The 18,815-nt window shown below is 55.2% G+C and carries 13 protein-coding genes; 6 read left to right on the top strand and 7 right to left on the bottom strand.

What is annotated here, in order from left to right:
- Positions 1–53 precede the first annotated feature (53 nt).
- Complete coding sequence (gene cueO / locus ACOTX4_RS14860) at positions 54–1,613, bottom strand: multicopper oxidase CueO (protein ID WP_047654672.1); 1,560 nt, start codon at positions 1,611–1,613, stop codon at positions 54–56.
- 145 nt (positions 1,614–1,758) lie between these two features.
- On the opposite strand from cueO, the gene ACOTX4_RS14855 reads away from it, so the two are divergent.
- The 3 genes from ACOTX4_RS14855 to speD all read left to right on the top strand — a co-directional run bounded on the left by ACOTX4_RS14855 (position 1,759) and on the right by speD (position 3,872).
- Positions 1,759–2,106: a YacC family pilotin-like protein gene (locus ACOTX4_RS14855; RefSeq protein ID WP_003856306.1), complete on the top strand. Its 348-nt coding sequence runs from the start codon at positions 1,759–1,761 to the stop codon at positions 2,104–2,106.
- Between the two features lie 101 nt (positions 2,107–2,207).
- A complete protein-coding gene (gene speE / locus ACOTX4_RS14850; protein WP_045330972.1) occupies positions 2,208–3,077 on the top strand; it encodes a polyamine aminopropyltransferase in 870 nt (289 codons plus the stop codon).
- The gene (gene speD / locus ACOTX4_RS14845) at positions 3,078–3,872 is read left to right on the top strand and encodes an adenosylmethionine decarboxylase (protein WP_003856308.1); all 795 of its coding nucleotides are present in this window, start codon (positions 3,078–3,080) and stop codon (positions 3,870–3,872) included.
- Between the two features lie 31 nt (positions 3,873–3,903).
- On the opposite strand, the gene yacL is transcribed toward speD, so the two are convergent.
- Positions 3,904–4,266, bottom strand: coding sequence for a protein YacL (gene yacL / locus ACOTX4_RS14840; RefSeq protein WP_003856309.1), 363 nt, complete (start codon positions 4,264–4,266; stop codon positions 3,904–3,906).
- Between the two features lie 190 nt (positions 4,267–4,456).
- Positions 4,457–7,054: a bifunctional aconitate hydratase 2/2-methylisocitrate dehydratase gene (gene acnB, locus ACOTX4_RS14835; RefSeq protein WP_045330968.1), complete on the bottom strand. Its 2,598-nt coding sequence runs from the start codon at positions 7,052–7,054 to the stop codon at positions 4,457–4,459.
- A 449-nt stretch (positions 7,055–7,503) separates the two neighbouring features.
- Here acnB and ACOTX4_RS14830 point away from each other — a divergent pair, with 449 nt between their 5' ends.
- Both ACOTX4_RS14830 and ACOTX4_RS14825 read left to right on the top strand, forming a co-directional pair.
- A complete protein-coding gene (locus ACOTX4_RS14830; protein ID WP_045330966.1) occupies positions 7,504–8,988 on the top strand; it encodes a DUF3300 domain-containing protein in 1,485 nt (494 codons plus the stop codon).
- Positions 8,989–8,998: 10 nt separating this feature from the next.
- A complete protein-coding gene (locus ACOTX4_RS14825) occupies positions 8,999–9,790 on the top strand; it encodes a DUF2950 family protein (protein WP_045330964.1) in 792 nt (263 codons plus the stop codon).
- 52 nt (positions 9,791–9,842) lie between these two features.
- Here ACOTX4_RS14825 and lpdA read toward each other — a convergent pair whose 3' ends face one another.
- The 4 genes from lpdA to pdhR form a co-directional block, all read right to left on the bottom strand.
- The gene (gene lpdA / locus ACOTX4_RS14820) at positions 9,843–11,267 is read right to left on the bottom strand and encodes a dihydrolipoyl dehydrogenase (protein WP_003856313.1); all 1,425 of its coding nucleotides are present in this window, start codon (positions 11,265–11,267) and stop codon (positions 9,843–9,845) included.
- Between the two features lie 175 nt (positions 11,268–11,442).
- Entirely contained in the window at positions 11,443–13,341 is a 1,899-nt protein-coding gene (aceF, locus tag ACOTX4_RS14815; protein WP_023315404.1) for a pyruvate dehydrogenase complex dihydrolipoyllysine-residue acetyltransferase, read from the bottom strand.
- Positions 13,342–13,355: 14 nt separating this feature from the next.
- On the bottom strand, positions 13,356–16,019 hold the full coding sequence (gene aceE / locus ACOTX4_RS14810) for a pyruvate dehydrogenase (acetyl-transferring), homodimeric type (RefSeq protein ID WP_003856315.1): 2,664 nt from the start codon (positions 16,017–16,019) through the stop codon (positions 13,356–13,358).
- A 123-nt stretch (positions 16,020–16,142) separates the two neighbouring features.
- Entirely contained in the window at positions 16,143–16,907 is a 765-nt protein-coding gene (gene pdhR, locus ACOTX4_RS14805; protein ID WP_023315403.1) for a pyruvate dehydrogenase complex transcriptional repressor PdhR, read from the bottom strand.
- Positions 16,908–17,444: 537 nt separating this feature from the next.
- Between pdhR and aroP the strand changes: the two genes are divergently transcribed.
- Positions 17,445–18,815, top strand: a complete 1,371-nt coding sequence (aroP, locus tag ACOTX4_RS14800; protein ID WP_003856317.1) for an aromatic amino acid transporter AroP — start codon at positions 17,445–17,447, stop codon at positions 18,813–18,815.

Below are 18,815 nucleotides of genomic sequence, written 5' to 3'. Positions count from 1 at the left end.
CTACGGGTGCCCTATGTAGGCCGGGTAAGGCGAAGCCGCCACCCGGCTTTTTTTTATACGGTAAAACCGAGCATCATCCCCGTATCTTCATGCTCCAGCAGATGACAGTGGGCCATATAGGCAAACTCTTTCGGCGCCTCGTGGTCGAACTTCACCAGCACCTCGCTGACGCCGCCTTCCACCCTCACCGTATCTTTCCAGCCCGCACGATGCGCCTCCGGCGCTTTACCATTTTCAGACAGAATACGGAACTGCGTGCCGTGGATATGGAACGGGTGCAGCATCATGTCGCCTTCGCCTGAAATCACCCAGCGTTCAAACTGCCTTTTCGTGGCGGCGAACATGGGCGTGTTCATATCGAACGCTTTGCCGTTGATGCGGTTGGCATTGTGGAAATCGAAACCATGGCCGCCGTGATTCATGCCGCCCATATTGCCGTGGTCCATATTCATATGGCCCATCATCTGGCCGTGATGCATTCCCGCCATGGCCTGATTGCCGTACTTCTTCATCAGCGCCTGCATGCCCATCATGTCGAGCATCGGGTCCATGGAAAGCTTAAGTTTACGCTGCGTAAGCCCGTCCAGCGACGGGAGTGCTGGCAGCGTGGTGAGGGTCTCCGGCAGCGTACCGGAGGCGGTGATCTGTAGCGGCTGAATGCGCAGGACCGGATGCGGCTTATCAAACGGCGCGACGGCCATCCCCATCTGGCTGACCGGCAGGGTCACCAGGTCAAACGCTTTGCCATCGCTGATATCCACCAACACCTCGAAGCGCTCGCCCATCAGCATCGGCAGCTCGCTCACCTTCACCGGCTCCGGCAGCAGGCCGCCGTCGCTTGCCACTACATAAAGCGGGCGTTTATCGCTGGTGGCGAAGTTCAGGGAGCGGGCGTTACAGCCGTTAAGCAGACGTAAGCGCAGCCAGCCTTTTGGCGCGGCATGCTGCGGGTAGATCGCGCCGTTGGTCAGCAGCGTATCGCCAAACCAGCCTACCGCCGCGCTCATTACGTCCAGCTGATAGTCAATTTGCCCGTCAGCGCTGAATTTTTTATCCTGCACAATCACCGGGACATCGTCGATACCCCACTGTTTCGGCAGGCGCAGCAGGCGGCTTTCATCGTCTTCAATCAGCACCAGCCCGGCCAGCCCCATCGCCACCTGATGGCCCGTTTTGCCATGCTGATGCGGGTGGAACCAGCAGGTCGCCGCGCGTTGTTCCGGGGTAAAGGTTACGCTGCGTTTACCACCAGGCCTGATGACGCCCTGAGGCCCCCCATCCACTTCGCCCGGGACTTCCAGCCCGTGCCAGTGCAGCGTGGTCTCTTCCGCAAGCGTGTTATGAATGTCTACCGTCACCGCCTTCCCTTTGCGTAACTGCAACGCCGGGCCGAGCAGATTGCCGTTATAGCCCCACGTCGTGGCGGCGTGCTGACCGAACGTGGTTTTACCGGCCTGCACCACAAGCTGAATGCGGCTGCGGGCATCTGGGGCGAGTAATTCAGGAATGGGTAAAGCCGGTCTGTCGGCGGCAAAAACGGCGCGGCTCCAGAGAGGTATCGCGCTGGCAACCCCCAGCGCGGCAGAAAATTTTAAAAAATCACGACGTTGCATGTGCATTTCCTTATTTTCAGCAGGCGATCTTTTGAGCATAAACCCTCCCCTTACCGGAAGGTCAAGCACGGCGGCAATAATAAAGATCGTCGGCCTGGCATCAAGTATGCTAACGTTAATTTTCCGTGATGCAGTGGTAAAGGCAATGAAGACGTTTTTCAGAACAATTTTGTTCGCCAGCCTGATGGCGATGTGTGCGAACAGTTACGCGCTAAGTGAAAACGAAGCGGAAGATATGGCCGATCTGACGGCAGTTTTTGTTTTTCTGAAAAACGATTGTGGTTACCAGAATTTACCCAATGGGCAAATTCGTCGCGCACTGGTCTTTTTTGCCCAGCAGAATCAATGGGACCTCAGCAACTACGACAGCTTCGACATGAAGGCGCTCGGTGAAGACAGCTACCGTGATTTAAGCGGTATTGGCATTCCCACTGCTAAAAAATGCAAAGCGCTGGCTCGCGATTCACTCAGCCTGCTCGCCTACGTGAAGTAACCTTCCCGACGCCCCTTGTTGACCCGCTAACCGCCTCACGGTGGTGTTGTGTTGCGCCCATCTGCCGGATGTAATGGATGTTAACGAAGGAGGTGCTCCCCATGACCGAAAAAACGGTATGGCAAGAAACGCTGCACGACCATTTTGGTCAGTATTTTGCCGTGGATAACGTGCTCTATCATGAGAAAACCGATCATCAGGATTTGATAATATTCGAAAACGCCGCTTTTGGCCGCGTGATGGCGCTGGACGGCGTGGTGCAAACCACCGAGCGCGACGAGTTTATCTATCACGAAATGATGACCCACGTCCCGCTGCTGGCCCACGGCCACGCGAAGGACGTGCTGATTATCGGCGGCGGCGACGGCGCGATGCTGCGTGAAGTCTCTCGCCATCAGAATGTCGAAACCATCACCATGGTGGAAATTGACGCCGGGGTCGTGTCGTTCTGCCGCCAGTATCTGCCCAACCATAATGCCGGCAGCTATGACGATCCGCGGTTTAATCTGGTTATCGACGATGGTGTCAATTTTGTTAACCAGACCACGCAAACGTTTGATGTCATTATCTCTGACTGTACCGACCCTATCGGTCCGGGCGCGTCGCTGTTTACCTCGTCGTTTTACGAAGGCTGCAAGCGCTGCCTGAAGCCTGGCGGAATTTTTGTGGCGCAAAACGGCGTTTGCTTCCTGCAACAGGATGAAGCGCTTGATAGCCACCGTAAGCTGAGCACCTATTTTGCTGACGTCAGCTTCTATCAGGCGGCCATTCCGACGTACTACGGCGGTATCATGACCTTTGCCTGGGCGACGGATAACGACGTATTACGTCATCTCTCCACCGAAATTATTCAGGCCCGCTTCCATCAGGCAGGTCTACAGTGCCGATACTACAATCCGGCTATTCATACCGCAGCCTTTGCGTTGCCTCAATATCTGCAAGACGCGCTGTCCTCAAAGGAGGTGAACTAATTGAAAAAGCTTAAACTGCATGGCTTTAACAATCTGACCAAAAGCCTGAGTTTTTGTATTTACGATATCTGCTACGCCAAAACAGCAGAAGAGCGCGATGGTTACATCGCCTATATCGATGAACTCTACAACGCCAACCGTCTGACCGAGATCCTGACAGAGACCTGCTCGATTATCGGCGCGAACATCCTCAATATCGCGCGCCAGGATTATGAGCCTCAGGGTGCGAGCGTCACCATTCTGGTGAGTGAAGAGCCGGTTGACCCACAGCTTATCGACAAAACCGAACACCCCGGCCCGCTGCCGGAAGTGGTGGTTGCTCACCTGGATAAAAGCCACATCTGCGTGCACACCTACCCGGAAAGCCACCCGGAAGGCGGGCTGTGTACCTTCCGCGCGGATATTGAAGTGTCCACCTGCGGCGTGATTTCACCGCTGAATGCGTTGAATTATTTAATCCACCAGCTGGAATCGGACATCGTCACCATTGATTATCGCGTACGCGGTTTTACCCGTGATATCAACGGCATGAAGCACTTCATTGATCATGAGATCAACTCCATTCAGAACTTCATGTCCGAGGACATGAAGTCGCTGTACGACATGATGGATGTGAACGTCTATCAGGAGAATATCTTCCACACCAAAATGTTACTTAAGGAATTCGACCTTAAGCACTACATGTTCCACACGAAGCCGGAAGATTTAAGTGAGGAAGAGCGAAAGGTCATTACCGACCTGCTCTGGAAAGAGATGCGCGAAATTTACTACGGCCGTAACATTCCGACCGTGTAAACGTGACCCGGAGCAGGGACGCTTCGGGAAGTTACTTCTGTTTCATAAAGTCGCGGTAGGCATTCACCACACTCAGGAAGTCTTCCACGCCGCACAGCGACAGGCTCTCTTCGTCGTAGTAGCTCATCCCCTCTTCCATTTCATCACCCGAGAACTCAAGCTGGTTGGCGCGCACCATCACCTCTTCGCCATCCATCCACAGGGTGTATTCGTGCCCGGCGCGTTGCCAGGAGCGTTCACTGCCTTTCACCGTTTCCGCCGCCTGCTCAACTTCATCCAGCAGCGCGAGGTTCTCTTTCACCTCTTCGTTAAACCAGTGTCCAACGGCTTCGTGCCCCATCGACATTCGCACTTTCACCACGCCGGTGATGTCGCGCAGAAATTCGTAATCCATAGTGTTTTCCTCTGCAAAGCCATTAAGGTAATTATCGCAGCAGCGAGGAAGAAAAAAAGCGGGAGAGGTGGGAGGAATGAAAATAAAAAGGTGAGAGCAAGACCCTGCGGCCTGATGCCCTCACTCCGTCCCTCTCCCACGGGAGAGGGTGCAAACACTAAAAACCGTCTCGTAGAGACGGTTTTGCTGTTTATACCGCCGTCTGGAAGATCACCCCGTCTGCCTTCTCGGTGTACTGAGAGAGCTGGTCGAAGTTCAGGTAGCGATAGGTATCCACCGCCGTCTTATCCACCTGAGCCACAAAGGTCTGGTACTCTTCCGGCGTTGGCAGTTTGCCAATCAGCGCCGCAACCGCCGCCAGTTCCGCAGAGGCCAGGAAGACGTTCGCACCGGTACCTAAACGGTTCGGGAAGTTACGGGTCGAAGTGGAGACCACCGTCGCGCCGTCGGCTACGCGCGCCTGGTTGCCCATACACAGGGAACAGCCAGGAATTTCGATACGCGCGCCGCTCTTACCAAACACGCTGTAGTAGCCCTCTTCGGTCAGCTGAGCCGCGTCCATACGGGTTGGCGGCGCCACCCACAGACGGGTTGGCAGCTGGCCTTTGTGGGTATCCAGCAGCTTGCCGGCTGCACGGAAGTGGCCGATGTTGGTCATGCACGAACCGATGAACACTTCGTCGATCTTCTCGCCCTGAACTTCGGACAGCGGACGCGCGTCGTCCGGATCGTTCGGTGCACACAGGATTGGCTCTTTGATATCCGCCAGATCGATGTCGATCACCGCCGCGTACTCTGCGTCAGCATCGGCTTCCAGCAGCTGCGGATCGGCCAGCCATTTTTCCATGCCCTGGATACGACGCTCCAGCGTACGACGGTCGCCGTAGCCTTCTGCAATCATCCACTTCAGCAGCACGATGTTAGAGTTCAGATACTCAATAATCGGCTCTTTGTTCAGCTTGATGGTACAGCCCGCAGCCGAACGCTCAGCGGAGGCATCGGTCAGCTCGAAAGCCTGCTCAACTTTCAGATCCGGCAGACCTTCAATTTCCAGAATGCGGCCAGAGAAGATGTTTTTCTTCCCTTTTTTCTCAACGGTCAGCAGACCCTGTTTGATGGCATACAGCGGGATCGCGTGAACCAGGTCGCGCAGGGTAATACCCGGCTGCATTTTACCTTTGAAGCGCACCAGCACCGATTCCGGCATATCCAGCGGCATCACGCCGGTCGCGGCAGCAAACGCCACCAGACCGGAGCCCGCCGGGAAGGAGATACCGATTGGGAAACGGGTATGGGAGTCACCGCCGGTACCGACGGTATCCGGCAGCAGCATGCGGTTCAGCCAGGAGTGGATAACGCCGTCGCCCGGACGCAGAGACACGCCACCGCGGTTCATGATGAAATCTGGCAGCGTGTGGTGCGTGGTCACGTCAACCGGCTTCGGATACGCCGCAGTGTGGCAGAAGGACTGCATCACCAGATCGGAAGAGAAGCCCAGGCACGCCAGGTCTTTCAGCTCATCACGGGTCATCGGACCGGTGGTGTCCTGAGAGCCGACGGAGGTCATCTTCGGCTCGCAGTACGCGCCAGGACGGATACCAGCGACGCCGCAGGCGCGACCGACCATTTTTTGTGCCAGCGAGAAGCCACGGTTGCTTTCCGCCACGTCTTTCGCCTGACGGAACACGTCGCTGTGCGGCAGACCCAGCGCTTCACGCGCTTTGGTGGTCAGGCCACGGCCGATGATCAGCGGAATGCGGCCACCAGCACGTACTTCGTCGATCAGCACGTCGGTTTTCAGCTCAAAGCTTGCCAGCAGCTCATTAGTTTCGTGATTACGCACTTCGCCTTTATACGGGTAAACGTCAATCACGTCGCCCATGTTCAGGTGAGAGACATCCACTTCGATCGGCAGCGCGCCAGCATCTTCCATGGTGTTGAAGAAGATTGGCGCAATTTTGCCGCCGAGGCACAGGCCGCCGCCGCGCTTGTTTGGCACGTGCGGAATGTCGTCGCCCATGAACCACAGCACGGAGTTGGTGGCGGACTTACGGGAAGAGCCGGTACCCACAACGTCACCCACGTAAGCCAGCGGGAAACCTTTTTGTTGCAGGGCTTCGATCTGTTTGATCGGGCCAACGCTGCCCGGCTGGTCCGGCTCAATGCCTTCACGGGCGTTTTTCAGCATCGCCAGGGCGTGCAGAGGGATATCAGGACGAGACCACGCGTCCGGTGCCGGGGAGAGGTCATCGGTGTTGGTTTCACCGGTCACTTTGAAGACGGTAACGGTAATTTTTTCAGCAAGCTGAGGGCGGTTCAGGAACCATTCGGCATCGGCCCAGGACTGCATCACCTGCTTCGCATAGACGTTGCCTGCTTTGGCTTTTTCTTCCACATCGTAGAAGTTATCGAACATCAGCAGCGTTGAAGAGAGCGCTTTAGCGGCAATCGGTGCCAGCTTGTCGTTATCCAGCGCGTCAATCAGCGGATGAATGTTATAGCCACCCTGCATGGTGCCGAGCAGTTCAATCGCTTTTTCAGGAGTAACCAGTGGGGAGGTGGCTTCGCCTTTGGCAACGGCGGCAAGGAATCCGGCTTTTACGTAGGCAGCTTCATCTACGCCAGGCGGTACACGGTTGATCAGCAGATCTAACAGGAATTCTTCTTCGCCCTCAGGCGGGTTCTTCAGCAGCTCGACGAGCGCGGCCATTTGGGTTGCATCTAACGGTTTGGGTACAATTCCCTCGGCGGCACGTTCTGCTACGTGCTTACGGTATTCTTCTAGCACGACGGTTCTCCTCGCTCTCATTGTCATATGCGGCGGGCGTTCTCTTCACGCTCCTGTGAGACAGCAGTTTGTAGGGTAAATGCCCGATACCGCGTCGGGCAGCATAGCAGGATTTCTGCACAGTGTTAATCTGTTTACAAAAAAGCAACATTAAAAAATTTGCTGAATCGTTAAGCATGATGTAGCACCCCGTCACCGGGCCCGGAAGCAGTTCCGTAAGTCTGTCGTCCCCCCGGCAACGCGCTGCTGGTCGCTCGCAAGAGCGGCCTTTTGAATTTCCGTCGCCTGCTCAGCCATCCGATATAATTGTGTAATAAATACTCACACTCTTTATCCGGATGCTTCAGAGTTTTTCCCAACAAAAGTCAAAACTGTAAAACACGGGTGAATGATACTCGCGGCAACAGCAACGCCTCACGGCACTGCACTCGTCTCGTTGGAGTCAATCTATGAAGTTGCCTTTTAAACCACATCTTCTTGTTCTGCTTTGCAGTGCGGGGCTGTTTGCCGCCTCGGGCGTCATGTTCGTTAAAAGCCGCGCAACGGAACCCGCTCCCGCACCTGCGCCGGTAGCCCCGCAGCTCCCCGACCCGGCAGCACAGCCTGCCCCGGTGGCCACCCCTGCCTATACCGCCGCGCAGATCGATCAGTGGACCGCGCCCATTGCGCTCTACCCCGACGCGCTGCTGTCGCAAATTCTGATGGCCTCAACCTATCCGGCGAGCGTGATTCAGGCCGCCCAGTGGTCAAAGGACAACCCTAAAATGCAGGGCGATGCCGCCATTCAGGCGGTCAGCGGGCAGCCATGGGATGCCAGCGTGAAATCGCTGGTCGCCTTTCCGCAGTTAATGTCGCTGATGGGGGAAAACCCGTCGTGGGTACAAAGCCTCGGCGACGCCTTTCTGGCCCAGCCAAAGGATGTGATGGATTCCGTGCAGCGTCTGCGCCTGCTGGCGAAGCAGACAGGCACATTGCAATCCACCCCGCAGCAGACCGTCACCACCGTGAAAAAATCTGCGCCAGCCTCCGCCAGTACAGCCGCGACGTCAACGTCGGCTAGTCCGACGGTGATTAAAATTGAGCCAGCCGATCCACAGGTGGTTTATGTCCCTACCTACAACCCTTCCACCGTTTACGGCACGTGGCCAAATGCCAGCTATCCGCCGGTGTATCTGCCTCCGTCTCCCGGCCAGCAGTTTACCAATAGTTTTGTCAGAGGCTTTGGCTATAGCCTCGGCGTAGCCACCACCTATGCGCTGTTCAGTAACATCGACTGGGACGATGACGACGATCATCATCACGATCGTGATGACGATCACCACGGCGGTTATTCGCATAACGGCGATAACATTAATATTAATGTTAATAACTTCAATAAGATCACCGGCGAGCACCGTACCGATAATCACCAGGTCTGGCAGCATAATCCGGCCTACCGCAACGGCGTGCCCTACGCCAATAGCCAGCTTGCCAGCCGCTATCATCAGACTTCAGTGCCGGGCGGGTTGAGCGCTACCCGACAGCAGCCGGTCAACCGCGATAGCCAGCGGCAGGCCGCGATGGCGCAGGTACAGCAGTCGACGGGCAAAACGCTCACACAGCTACAGCATGGCGACGCGCATTTCCCGCAACATTCAGCGTCCGCGCAGCAACTGAAGCAGCTCTCTCAGCGCAGCAACTACCGCGGCTACGACAGCGTGCGGCCCCACGCACAACAGATGAATAATACTCTTGCGCAAACCAGACGCCCGACGCAGGTTCAGCATCAGCCGCTGCGGGCAAACGCCCTGAGCGGCAACGACAGCCGTTCGGCCAGCTGGCAGGCCCAGCACCAGCGCGGGCTGCAAAGCCGCCAGCACGCGTCGCTGAACAATGAGCAGCGTGCCAGCTTCCGCCAGCAGCTGTCCGAACACCATGAATTCCACCGTCGTTAAGGGAGCCGCTATGAACATGAAACCGATCGGTGGAATGCTGTTGTTGATGGTATCCACCTTCGCCTTCGCCCAGCAATCTTTCTCCACACCTGAGCAGGCGGCCAATGCCCTGACGAAGGCCATCAGCGAGCAGAATGAGAGCGCGATGGCCGACCTGCTGGGGGATAACTGGCGCGACTATCTGCCACCTGAAGGGGTTGATCCGGAGGCGGTGGCTCGATTCCTGCGTGACTGGAAGATAAACCATCGTACCGAAATCAGCGACGATATTGCCCATCTGTCAGTTGGCGATAACGGCTGGCAACTCCCCATACCGGTAGTGAAGAAAAAAGAGGGCTGGCAATTTGATATGCAGAAAGCGGCTGATGAGATCCTGACCCGCGAAATCGGCCGCAACGAACTCGCGGCTATCGAAGCGCTGCACGCCTACGTCGACGCACAGCGGAGCTACTACGCCATGAACCACCGCTATGCGCAGAAGATTGTCAGCACGCCAGGGCTAAAAGACGGCCTGTACTGGCCCATCTCGCCGGGCGAAGCGCCAAGCCCGCTGGGTCCCGCCTTTAGCCCGCCGGAGCCTGGTATGGGCTATCACGGCTATCGGTTCCGCATTCTGTCGGATAAAAATGGCTTTGCGATGGTTGCCTGGCCCGTAAGCTATGGTCAGACGGGGGTAATGAGCTTTGTCGTTAACCAGGAAGACAAGGTTTATCAGGCAAATCTCGGCAACGATTCGGCGCAGAAAGCGCAGGCGCTCGCTGCATACCACCCGGATAAAACCTGGCAGCCTGTTACCCCCTGAACGCAGTGCATAAAAAAAGCGGCCTGAGGCCGCTTTTTTCATCTGAAGAAACTTATTTCTTCTTCGCTTTCGCGTTTGGCAGGTCGGTGATGCTACCTTCAAACACTTCTGCCGCCAGGCCCACGGACTCGTGCAGAGTCGGGTGAGCGTGGATGGTCAGCGCGATGTCTTCCGCGTCACAGCCCATTTCGATAGCCAGACCGATTTCACCCAGCAGCTCGCCGCCGTTGGTACCGACAATCGCACCACCGATTACACGGTGAGTTTCTTTGTCGAAGATCAGTTTGGTCATACCGTCTGCGCAGTCGGACGCGATAGCACGGCCAGAAGCAGCCCACGGGAAGGTGGCGGTTTCGTAGCTGATGCCTTTCTCTTTCGCTTCTTTCTCAGTCAGACCAACCCATGCAACTTCTGGCTCGGTGTAGGCGATAGATGGGATCACTTTCGGATCGAAGTAGTGCTTCATGCCGGCGATAACTTCAGCGGCAACGTGACCTTCGTGAACACCTTTGTGCGCCAGCATTGGCTGACCGACGATATCGCCGATAGCAAAGATGTGCGGCACGTTGGTACGCAGCTGTTTGTCAACACGGATGAAGCCACGGTCGTCCACTTCCACGCCAGCTTTGCCCGCGTCGAGGTTTTTACCGTTCGGCACACGACCGATAGCCACCAGTACGGCGTCGTAACGCTGAGGTTCGGATGGGGCTTTTTTGCCTTCCATGGAAACGTAAATACCGTCTTCTTTCGCTTCAACGGCAGTCACTTTGGTTTCCAGCATCAGGTTGAATTTCTTGCTGATGCGTTTGGTGAAGACTTTAACGATGTCTTTGTCGGCAGCCGGGATAACCTGGTCGAACATTTCAACCACGTCGATCTCTGAACCCAGCGCATGGTACACGGTACCCATTTCCAGACCGATGATACCGCCGCCCATAACCAGCAGACGCTTAGGAACGGTTTTCAGCTCCAGCGCATCGGTGGAATCCCACACGCGTGGATCTTCATGTGGAATGAATGGCAGTTCGATTGGGCGAGAGCCTGCCGCGATGATCGCGTTGTCGAAGTTAATCACGGTTTTACCGTTTTCACCTTCCACTTCCAGGGTGTTCGCACCGGTGAATTTACCCAGACCGTTTACCACTTTCACTTTACGGCCTTTGGCCATACCCGCCAGACCGCCGGTCAGCTGAGTGATAACTTTCTCTTTCCAGGTACGAATTTTGTCGATGTCGGTCTTCGGCTCGCCGAAGACGATACCGTGTTCAGCCAGCGCTTTGGCTTCTTCGATAACTTTCGCTACGTGCAGCAGCGCTTTAGAAGGGATACAGCCGACGTTCAGACAAACACCGCCGAGGGTGCTGTAACGTTCTACGATGACGGTTTCCAGACCTAAATCCGCGGCGCGAAATGCTGCGGAATAACCTGCCGGGCCTGCCCCAAGTACTACGACCTGAGTTTTGATTTCTGTGCTCATCATGACCTCTTAATGTATACCCGTCGTCCACCGGGTCGTTCTATCCGCCCGTATTTTACAAAATTGTTAACAATTTTGAAACAACAAACGGCTCACGAATTATCGCTTTCACCAATAACCTCAAAAACCCCATGAGATTATCAGAAAAAAGCCGGCCGATTGGCCGGCTTTTCGATTACATCACCAGGCGGCGAATGTCGCTCAGCATGTTGTTAATGATGGTGATGAAACGCGCACCATCAGCCCCGTCGATCACGCGGTGGTCGAAGGACAGAGAGATTGGCATCATCAGACGCGGTACGAACTCTTTGCCATTCCACACCGGCTCCATCGCGGACTTGGACACACCGAGGATAGCCACTTCCGGCGCGTTCACAATCGGCGCGAAGTGGGTGGTACCCAGGCCGCCGATGCTGGAGATGGTGAAGCAGCCGCCCTGCATTTCGCCGGCAGTCAGCTTACCATCACGCGCTTTCTTGGAGATGGTGGTCAGTTCACGGGACAGCTCTGTGACGCTCTTCTTGTTCACGTCTTTGAAGACCGGAACAACCAGACCATTTGGCGTATCAACCGCAACACCGATGTTGATGTATTTCTTCAGCGTCAGCTTCTGGCCGTCTTCGGACAGGGAGCTGTTGAAGCGTGGCATCTGTTCCAGCGCCGCCGCAACCGCTTTCATGATGAAGACCACTGGGGTGAACTTCACGTCCAGCTTACGCTTCTCAGCTTCGGCGTTCTGCTGTTTACGGAACGCTTCCAGATCGGTGATATCGGTCTTATCGAAGTGGGTAACGTGCGGGATCATCACCCAGTTACGGCTCAGGTTAGCACCGGAGATTTTCTGGATACGGCCCAGTTCCACTTCTTCGATTTCGCCGAACTTGCTGAAGTCCACTTTCGGCCATGGCAGCATACCCGGGATACCGCCGCCAGCGGCTGCCGCAGGTGCAGCTTCGGCGCGTTTCACCGCGTCTTTCACGTAAGCCTGAACGTCTTCGCGCAGGATACGACCTTTACGGCCGGTGCCCTTCACTTTCGCCAGGTTCACGCCGAATTCGCGCGCCAGGCGACGGATCAGCGGAGTCGCGTGGACATAAGCGTCGTTTTCAGCGAACTCAGATTTTTCTGCTTTAGCAGCAGGGGCAGCAGCCGGTTTAGCAGCCTGAGCCGGTGCAGCAGCCGGTGCCGGAGCAGCCGCAGCAGCAGGAGCGGCGGCAGGTGCAGCGCCTTCCACTTCGAAGACCATGATCAGAGAGCCGGTAGAGACTTTGTCGCCGGTGCTGATTTTGATCTCTTTAACGGTACCCGCGAACGGCGCAGGCACTTCCATGGAAGCTTTGTCGCCTTCAACGGTGATCAGTGACTGTTCAGCGGCAACTTTGTCGCCCACTTTCACCATCACTTCGGTCACTTCAACTTCGTCACCGCCGATGTCTGGTACGTTAACGTCTTTCACGCCGCCAGCAGCCGCTGGTGCAGCAGCCGGAGCCGGAGCAGCTTCCGCTTTCGCTGGAGCCGCAGCGCCTTCAGAGCCCGCCACTTCGAAAATCATGATCAGGGAACCCGTAGACACTTTGTCACCGGTGTTGATCTTGATCTCTTTAACGGTACCGGCGAATGGCGCTGGTACTTCCATAGAGGCTTTATCGCCTTCTACGGTGATCAGTGACTGCTCAGCCGCAACGGTATCGCCCACTTTCACCAGGATTTCAGTGACTTCAACTTCGTCACCGCCGATGTCAGGCACGTTCACTTCTTTCGCTGCCGCGGCCGCCGCTGGAGCAGCAGCAGGAGCGGCTTCTTTCTTCTCTTCCTGCGCAGGTGCAGCAGCTGCTGCACCGTCGGCGGAATCGAAAATCATGATCAGTTTGCCAGTCTCGGTTTTATCGCCAACAGAGACTTTGATCTCTTTAACGATGCCAGCCTGAGGAGACGGGACTTCCATAGAAGCTTTGTCGCCTTCTACGGTGATCAGCGACTGTTCAGCTTCAACTTTGTCGCCCACTTTGACCAGGATCTCGGTGATTTCAACTTCATCAGCCCCGATGTCCGGTACATTGATTTCGATAGCCATTATTCTTTTACCTCTTACGCCAGACGCGGGTTAACTTTATCTGCATCGATGTTGAATTTAGTAATTGCGTCTGCAACCACTTTCTTATCGATTTCGCCACGTTTAGCCAGTTCGCCCAGTGCTGCTACAACCACGTAGGAAGCATCAACTTCGAAGTGGTGACGCAGGTTTTCGCGGCTGTCAGAACGACCGAAGCCGTCAGTACCCAGTACGCGATAATCATCAGCTGGAACGTAAGTACGAACCTGCTCAGCGAACAGTTTCATATAGTCAGTAGACGCCACCGCTGGCGCGTCGTTCATCACCTGAGCGATGTACGGAACGCGTGGGGTTTCCATTGGGTGCAGCATGTTCCAGCGCTCACAATCCTGGCCATCACGCGCCAGTTCAGTGAAGGAGGTAACAGAGTACACATCGGAACCCACACCGTAGTCTTTCGCCAGGATCTGCGCTGCTTCACGAACGTGACGCAGGATAGAACCGGAGCCCAGCAGCTGAACTTTACCTTTGCTACCTTCGATGGTTTCGAGTTTGTAGATACCTTTACGGATACCTTCCTCGGCGCCTGCTGGCATTGCCGGCATGTGGTAGTTTTCGTTCAGGGTGGTGATGTAGTAGTAAATATTCTCTTGCGCTTCACCGTACATGCGCTGCAAGCCGTCATGCATGATGACTGCCACTTCGTACGCGTAAGACGGATCGTAAGAGATACAGTTAGGGATAGTCAGTGACTGAATGTGGCTGTGACCATCTTCGTGCTGTAGACCTTCACCGTTCAGGGTCGTACGACCGGAAGTACCACCGATCAGGAAGCCGCGAGCCTGCTGGTCGCCTGCCTGCCAGCACAGGTCACCGATACGCTGGAACCCGAACATGGAGTAGTAGATGTAGAACGGGATCATCGGCAGGTTGTTGGTGCTGTAAGAGGTCGCAGCGGCCAGCCAGGATGCGCCTGCACCCAGTTCGTTGATACCTTCCTGAAGGATCTGGCCTTTCTCGTCTTCTTTGTAGTATGCAACCTGCTCACGGTCCTGCGGGGTGTACTGCTGGCCGTTCGGGCTGTAGATACCGATCTGACGGAACAGACCTTCCATACCGAAAGTACGCGCTTCGTCGGCGATGATTGGAACCAGACGATCTTTGATCGACTTGTTCTTCAGCATCACGTTCAGGGCACGAACGAAAGCGATAGTGGTAGAGATCTCTTTGTTCTGCTCTTCCAGCAGCTGAGAGAAATCTTCCAGCGCTGGCAGTTCCAGCTTCTCGGTGAAGTTAGGCTGACGAGCAGGCAGGTAGCCTTTCAGCGCCTGACGACGTTCGTGCAGGTACTTGTGTTCTTCAGACCCTTCCGGGAAGGTGATGTAAGACAGTTTTTCTACCTGCTCATCGGTCACTGGAACGTTGAAACGGTCGCGGATATAACGCACGCCGTCCATGTTCATTTTCTTAACCTGGTGAGCGATGTTCTTACCTTCTGCGGTATCACCCATGCCGTAACCTTTGATGGTGTGGGCCAGGATCACAGTCGCTTTACCTTTGGTTTCACGCGCTTTTTTCAGTGCAGCGTAAACTTTCTTCGGATCGTGACCACCGCGGTTCAGCGCCCAGATCTGCTCGTCAGTCCAGTCTGCAACCAGGGCTGCGGTTTCAGGATATTTGCCGAAGAAGTGCTCACGAACGTAGGCACCGTCTTTGGATTTGAAGGTCTGGTAGTCGCCGTCAACGGTTTCGTTCATCAGCTGGATCAGTTTACCGCTGGTGTCTTTACGCAGCAGTTCATCCCAACGACCGCCCCACATCACTTTGATCACGTTCCAGCCAGCACCTGCGAAGATGCCTTCCAGTTCGTTGATGATCTTGCCGTTACCGGTTACCGGACCATCCAGACGTTGCAGGTTACAGTTGATGATGAAGCACAGGTTGTCCAGCTTCTCACGGGTCGCGATGGTGATCGCGCCTTTAGATTCTGGCTCATCCATTTCACCGTCGCCCAGGAAGGCGTAAACGGTCTGCTCAGAGGTGTCTTTCAGACCACGGTGTTCCAGGTACTTCAGGAATTTAGCCTGATAGATCGCACCGATTGGACCCAGACCCATAGATACGGTCGGGAACTGCCAGAACTCAGGCATCAGTTTAGGGTGCGGGTAAGAAGACAGACCCTTACCGTGAACTTCCTGACGGAAGTTGTTCATCTGCTCTTCAGTCAGACGACCTTCCAGGAAGGCACGTGCATAGATGCCCGGAGAGATGTGGCCCTGGAAGTACACCAGATCGCCGCCGTCTTTCTCGTTAGCTGCACGGAAGAAGTGGTTGAAGCACACTTCGTAAATGGTCGCAGAAGACTGGAAGGACGCCATGTGGCCACCCAGTTCCAGGTCTTTCTTGGATGCGCGCAGAACGGTCATGATGGCGTTCCAGCGGATAGCAGAACGGATACGGCGTTCCAGATCCAGATTGCCCGGGTATTCCGGTTCGTCTTCGACGGCAATCGTGTTTACGTAGTTGCTAGCCCCTGCACCTGAAGCCACTTTCACGCCGCCTTTGCGTGCTTCAGAAAGCAGCTGATCAATCAGATACTGAGCGCGCTCAACACCTTCTTCACGGATGACCGATTCGATCGCCTGTAGCCAGTCGCGAGTTTCGATCGGATCCACGTCATTTTGGAGACGTTCTGACATGGGGGTATTCCTTATCTATCTAATACGTTGATTTGTCTGGAACCTGTCCCATTGTATTTTCGCCAGAAAACACAATAAGACAGGTTCTGCGTTTAGTTGCCGCGCTCTAAAAGTACCTGGCGCTTAATCCTTTCGTTGCTGTATGCGGCGTAATGAACGTTCGCGACGCGATTGTTCACGGCTGCGGTCCAGCAAGATTTCCTCAATGAAAGCCAGATGGCGGTGCGACGCTTCGCGCGCCTGCTCCGGTTCCCCGGCCATTATCGCCTCGAATACTCGGGTGCGATGGTTGCTTACCAGCGGGAGCATCTCCCGACGGGCATACAACAATTCAAAATTCTGACGAACGTTCTGGGCCAGCATCGGCTCCATGCAGCGTAGCAGATGGAGGAGCACCACGTTGTGCGCCGCTTCGGTGACGGCAATTTGATACTGGACGACGGCGCTGGACTCGGCGTCTAAATCGCCGGACTGCTGTGCCCGTTCAATGGCCTGATGCAGCTCGCGAATACGTATGCGGTCTTCATCAGTGCTGCGAAGGGCGGCGTAATAGGCCGCGATACCTTCCAGCGCGTGACGGGTCTCAAGCAGATCAAACTGGGATTCTGGGTGGTCAGAGAGAAGTTCTACCAGCGGGTCGCTGAAGCTCTGCCACAGGCTGTTTTGCACAAAGGTTCCGCCACCCTGGCGACGGAGCAACAGGCCCTTTGCTTCGAGACGTTGAATCGCCTCACGCAGAGAGGGACGTGAAACGTCGAACTGTTTTGCCAGCTCGCGTTCTGGCGGGAGCTTCTCACCCGGGCGCAGTGTCCCTTCGAGAATTAAAAACTCCAGCTGCTGCTCAATCACATCGGAAAGTTTTGGTTGGCGAATTTTGCTGTAGGCCATATTCCCTGTCTTACGCCTTTTTGCCCGGAGTCAATTGGTCTTACCAATTTCATGTTCGTATCGCTAAAGTAACAAAGTATTCACCTTCTGTCCATATTGGTTTTGATTGAAATCAGTAAACCCGGCACATTTTAACAACCTTACAGAACTAACGTTTCAGGAATGTAACTTTGCACAAATGAAATGGTTACTACCAAAGAGGCAGTTTTAACCATAATGAAACGAGGGTTTTTGCAATCTGAAGCGATTCAACAAGGCAAAAAATGAAAATTCGCCCTCTTCTGACGCATTTCTATTCTATAGGTTGGGGTATGAGGGGTTAACGTACCGATTTACAATTGGTTTCTTTTTATTCAAGTCGTCATCGCCCCTTCATAAAGCAGGTGCATTCGCTGGCGCTTACCACTATTCTGGCGCTAACGGAAGCCATCTCCGCTTTTTTCGGTATCGTTAACCGTAAAGAAATAAATACAGAATATGGACTTTCATAATTACACACGCACAGCGTGAACATAACAACCACACACGAGGTTTCAAATGGAAGCTCAACAGCATGGCGATCAGCTAAAGCGCGGCCTTAAAAACCGCCATATACAGCTCATCGCCCTGGGCGGTGCTATTGGTACTGGCCTGTTTCTGGGCAGTGCATCGGTTATCCAGTCGGCCGGTCCGGGCATTATTTTGGGGTACGCGATAGCGGGTTTCATTGCATTTCTGATTATGCGTCAGTTAGGGGAAATGGTTGTTGAGGAGCCGGTCGCAGGCTCATTCAGCCACTTCGCCTATAAATACTGGGGCAGCTTCGCAGGTTTCGCCTCGGGCTGGAACTACTGGGTTCTGTACGTTCTGGTTGCCATGGCCGAGCTGACCGCCGTCGGGAAATACATTCAGTTCTGGTACCCGGAGATCCCCACCTGGGCGTCTGCGGCGGCCTTCTTCGTCCTGATTAACGCCATTAACCTCACCAACGTAAAAGTGTTCGGTGAGATGGAGTTCTGGTTTGCCATCATCAAAGTGATTGCCGTTGTAGCGATGATCATCTTCGGCGGCTGGCTGCTGTTCAGCGGCAACGGCGGCCCGCAGGCCACCGTGCGCAACCTTTGGGAGCAAGGCGGGTTCTTGCCTCACGGCATGACCGGCCTGGTGATGATGATGGCGATCATTATGTTCTCCTTCGGCGGTCTGGAGCTGGTGGGCATCACCGCCGCGGAAGCCGACAACCCGGAACAGAGCATCCCGAAAGCCACAAATCAGGTTATCTACCGCATCCTGATCTTCTATGTGGGCTCACTGGCGGTGCTGCTCTCGCTGCTGCCATGGACGCGCGTTACGGCGGATACCAGCCCCTTTGTGCTCATCTTCCACGAGCTGGGCGATACCTTCGTGGCGAACGCGCTCAACGTCGTGGTGCTGACCGCTGCGCTCTCCGTTTATAACAGCTGCGTTTACTGCAACAGCCGTATGCTGTTCGGCCTGGCGCAACAGGGCAACGCACCGAAAGCGCTGCTCACCGTTGATAAGCGTGGCGTACCGGTTAATACCATCATCGTGTCGGCGGTCGTGACGGCGCTGTGCGTGCTGATTAACTACCTGGCCCCGGAATCAGCCTTCGGTCTGCTGATGGCGCTGGTGGTTTCCGCCCTGGTGATTAACTGGGCAATGATTAGCCTCGCGCACATCAAGTTCCGCCGCGCCAAGCAGCAGCAGGGCGTAACCACGCGCTTCCCTGCCCTGCTCTATCCGCTGGGGAACTGGGTTTGCCTGCTGTTCATGGCAGCTGTACTGGTCATCATGCTCATCACCCCAGGCATGGCGATTTCCGTCTACCTGATCCCGGTCTGGATTGCGATCCTCGGCGTGGGTTATATGGTGAAACAGAAAAATGCCAAAACGGTGAAAGCGCACTAA

Origin of the sequence: Enterobacter cloacae complex sp. IR5459 (genome assembly GCF_049238005.1) — a bacterium.
GTDB classification, from domain to species: Bacteria; Pseudomonadota; Gammaproteobacteria; order Enterobacterales; family Enterobacteriaceae; genus Enterobacter; species Enterobacter hormaechei_C.
This window is presented reverse-complemented; position numbering and strand designations above follow the sequence as displayed.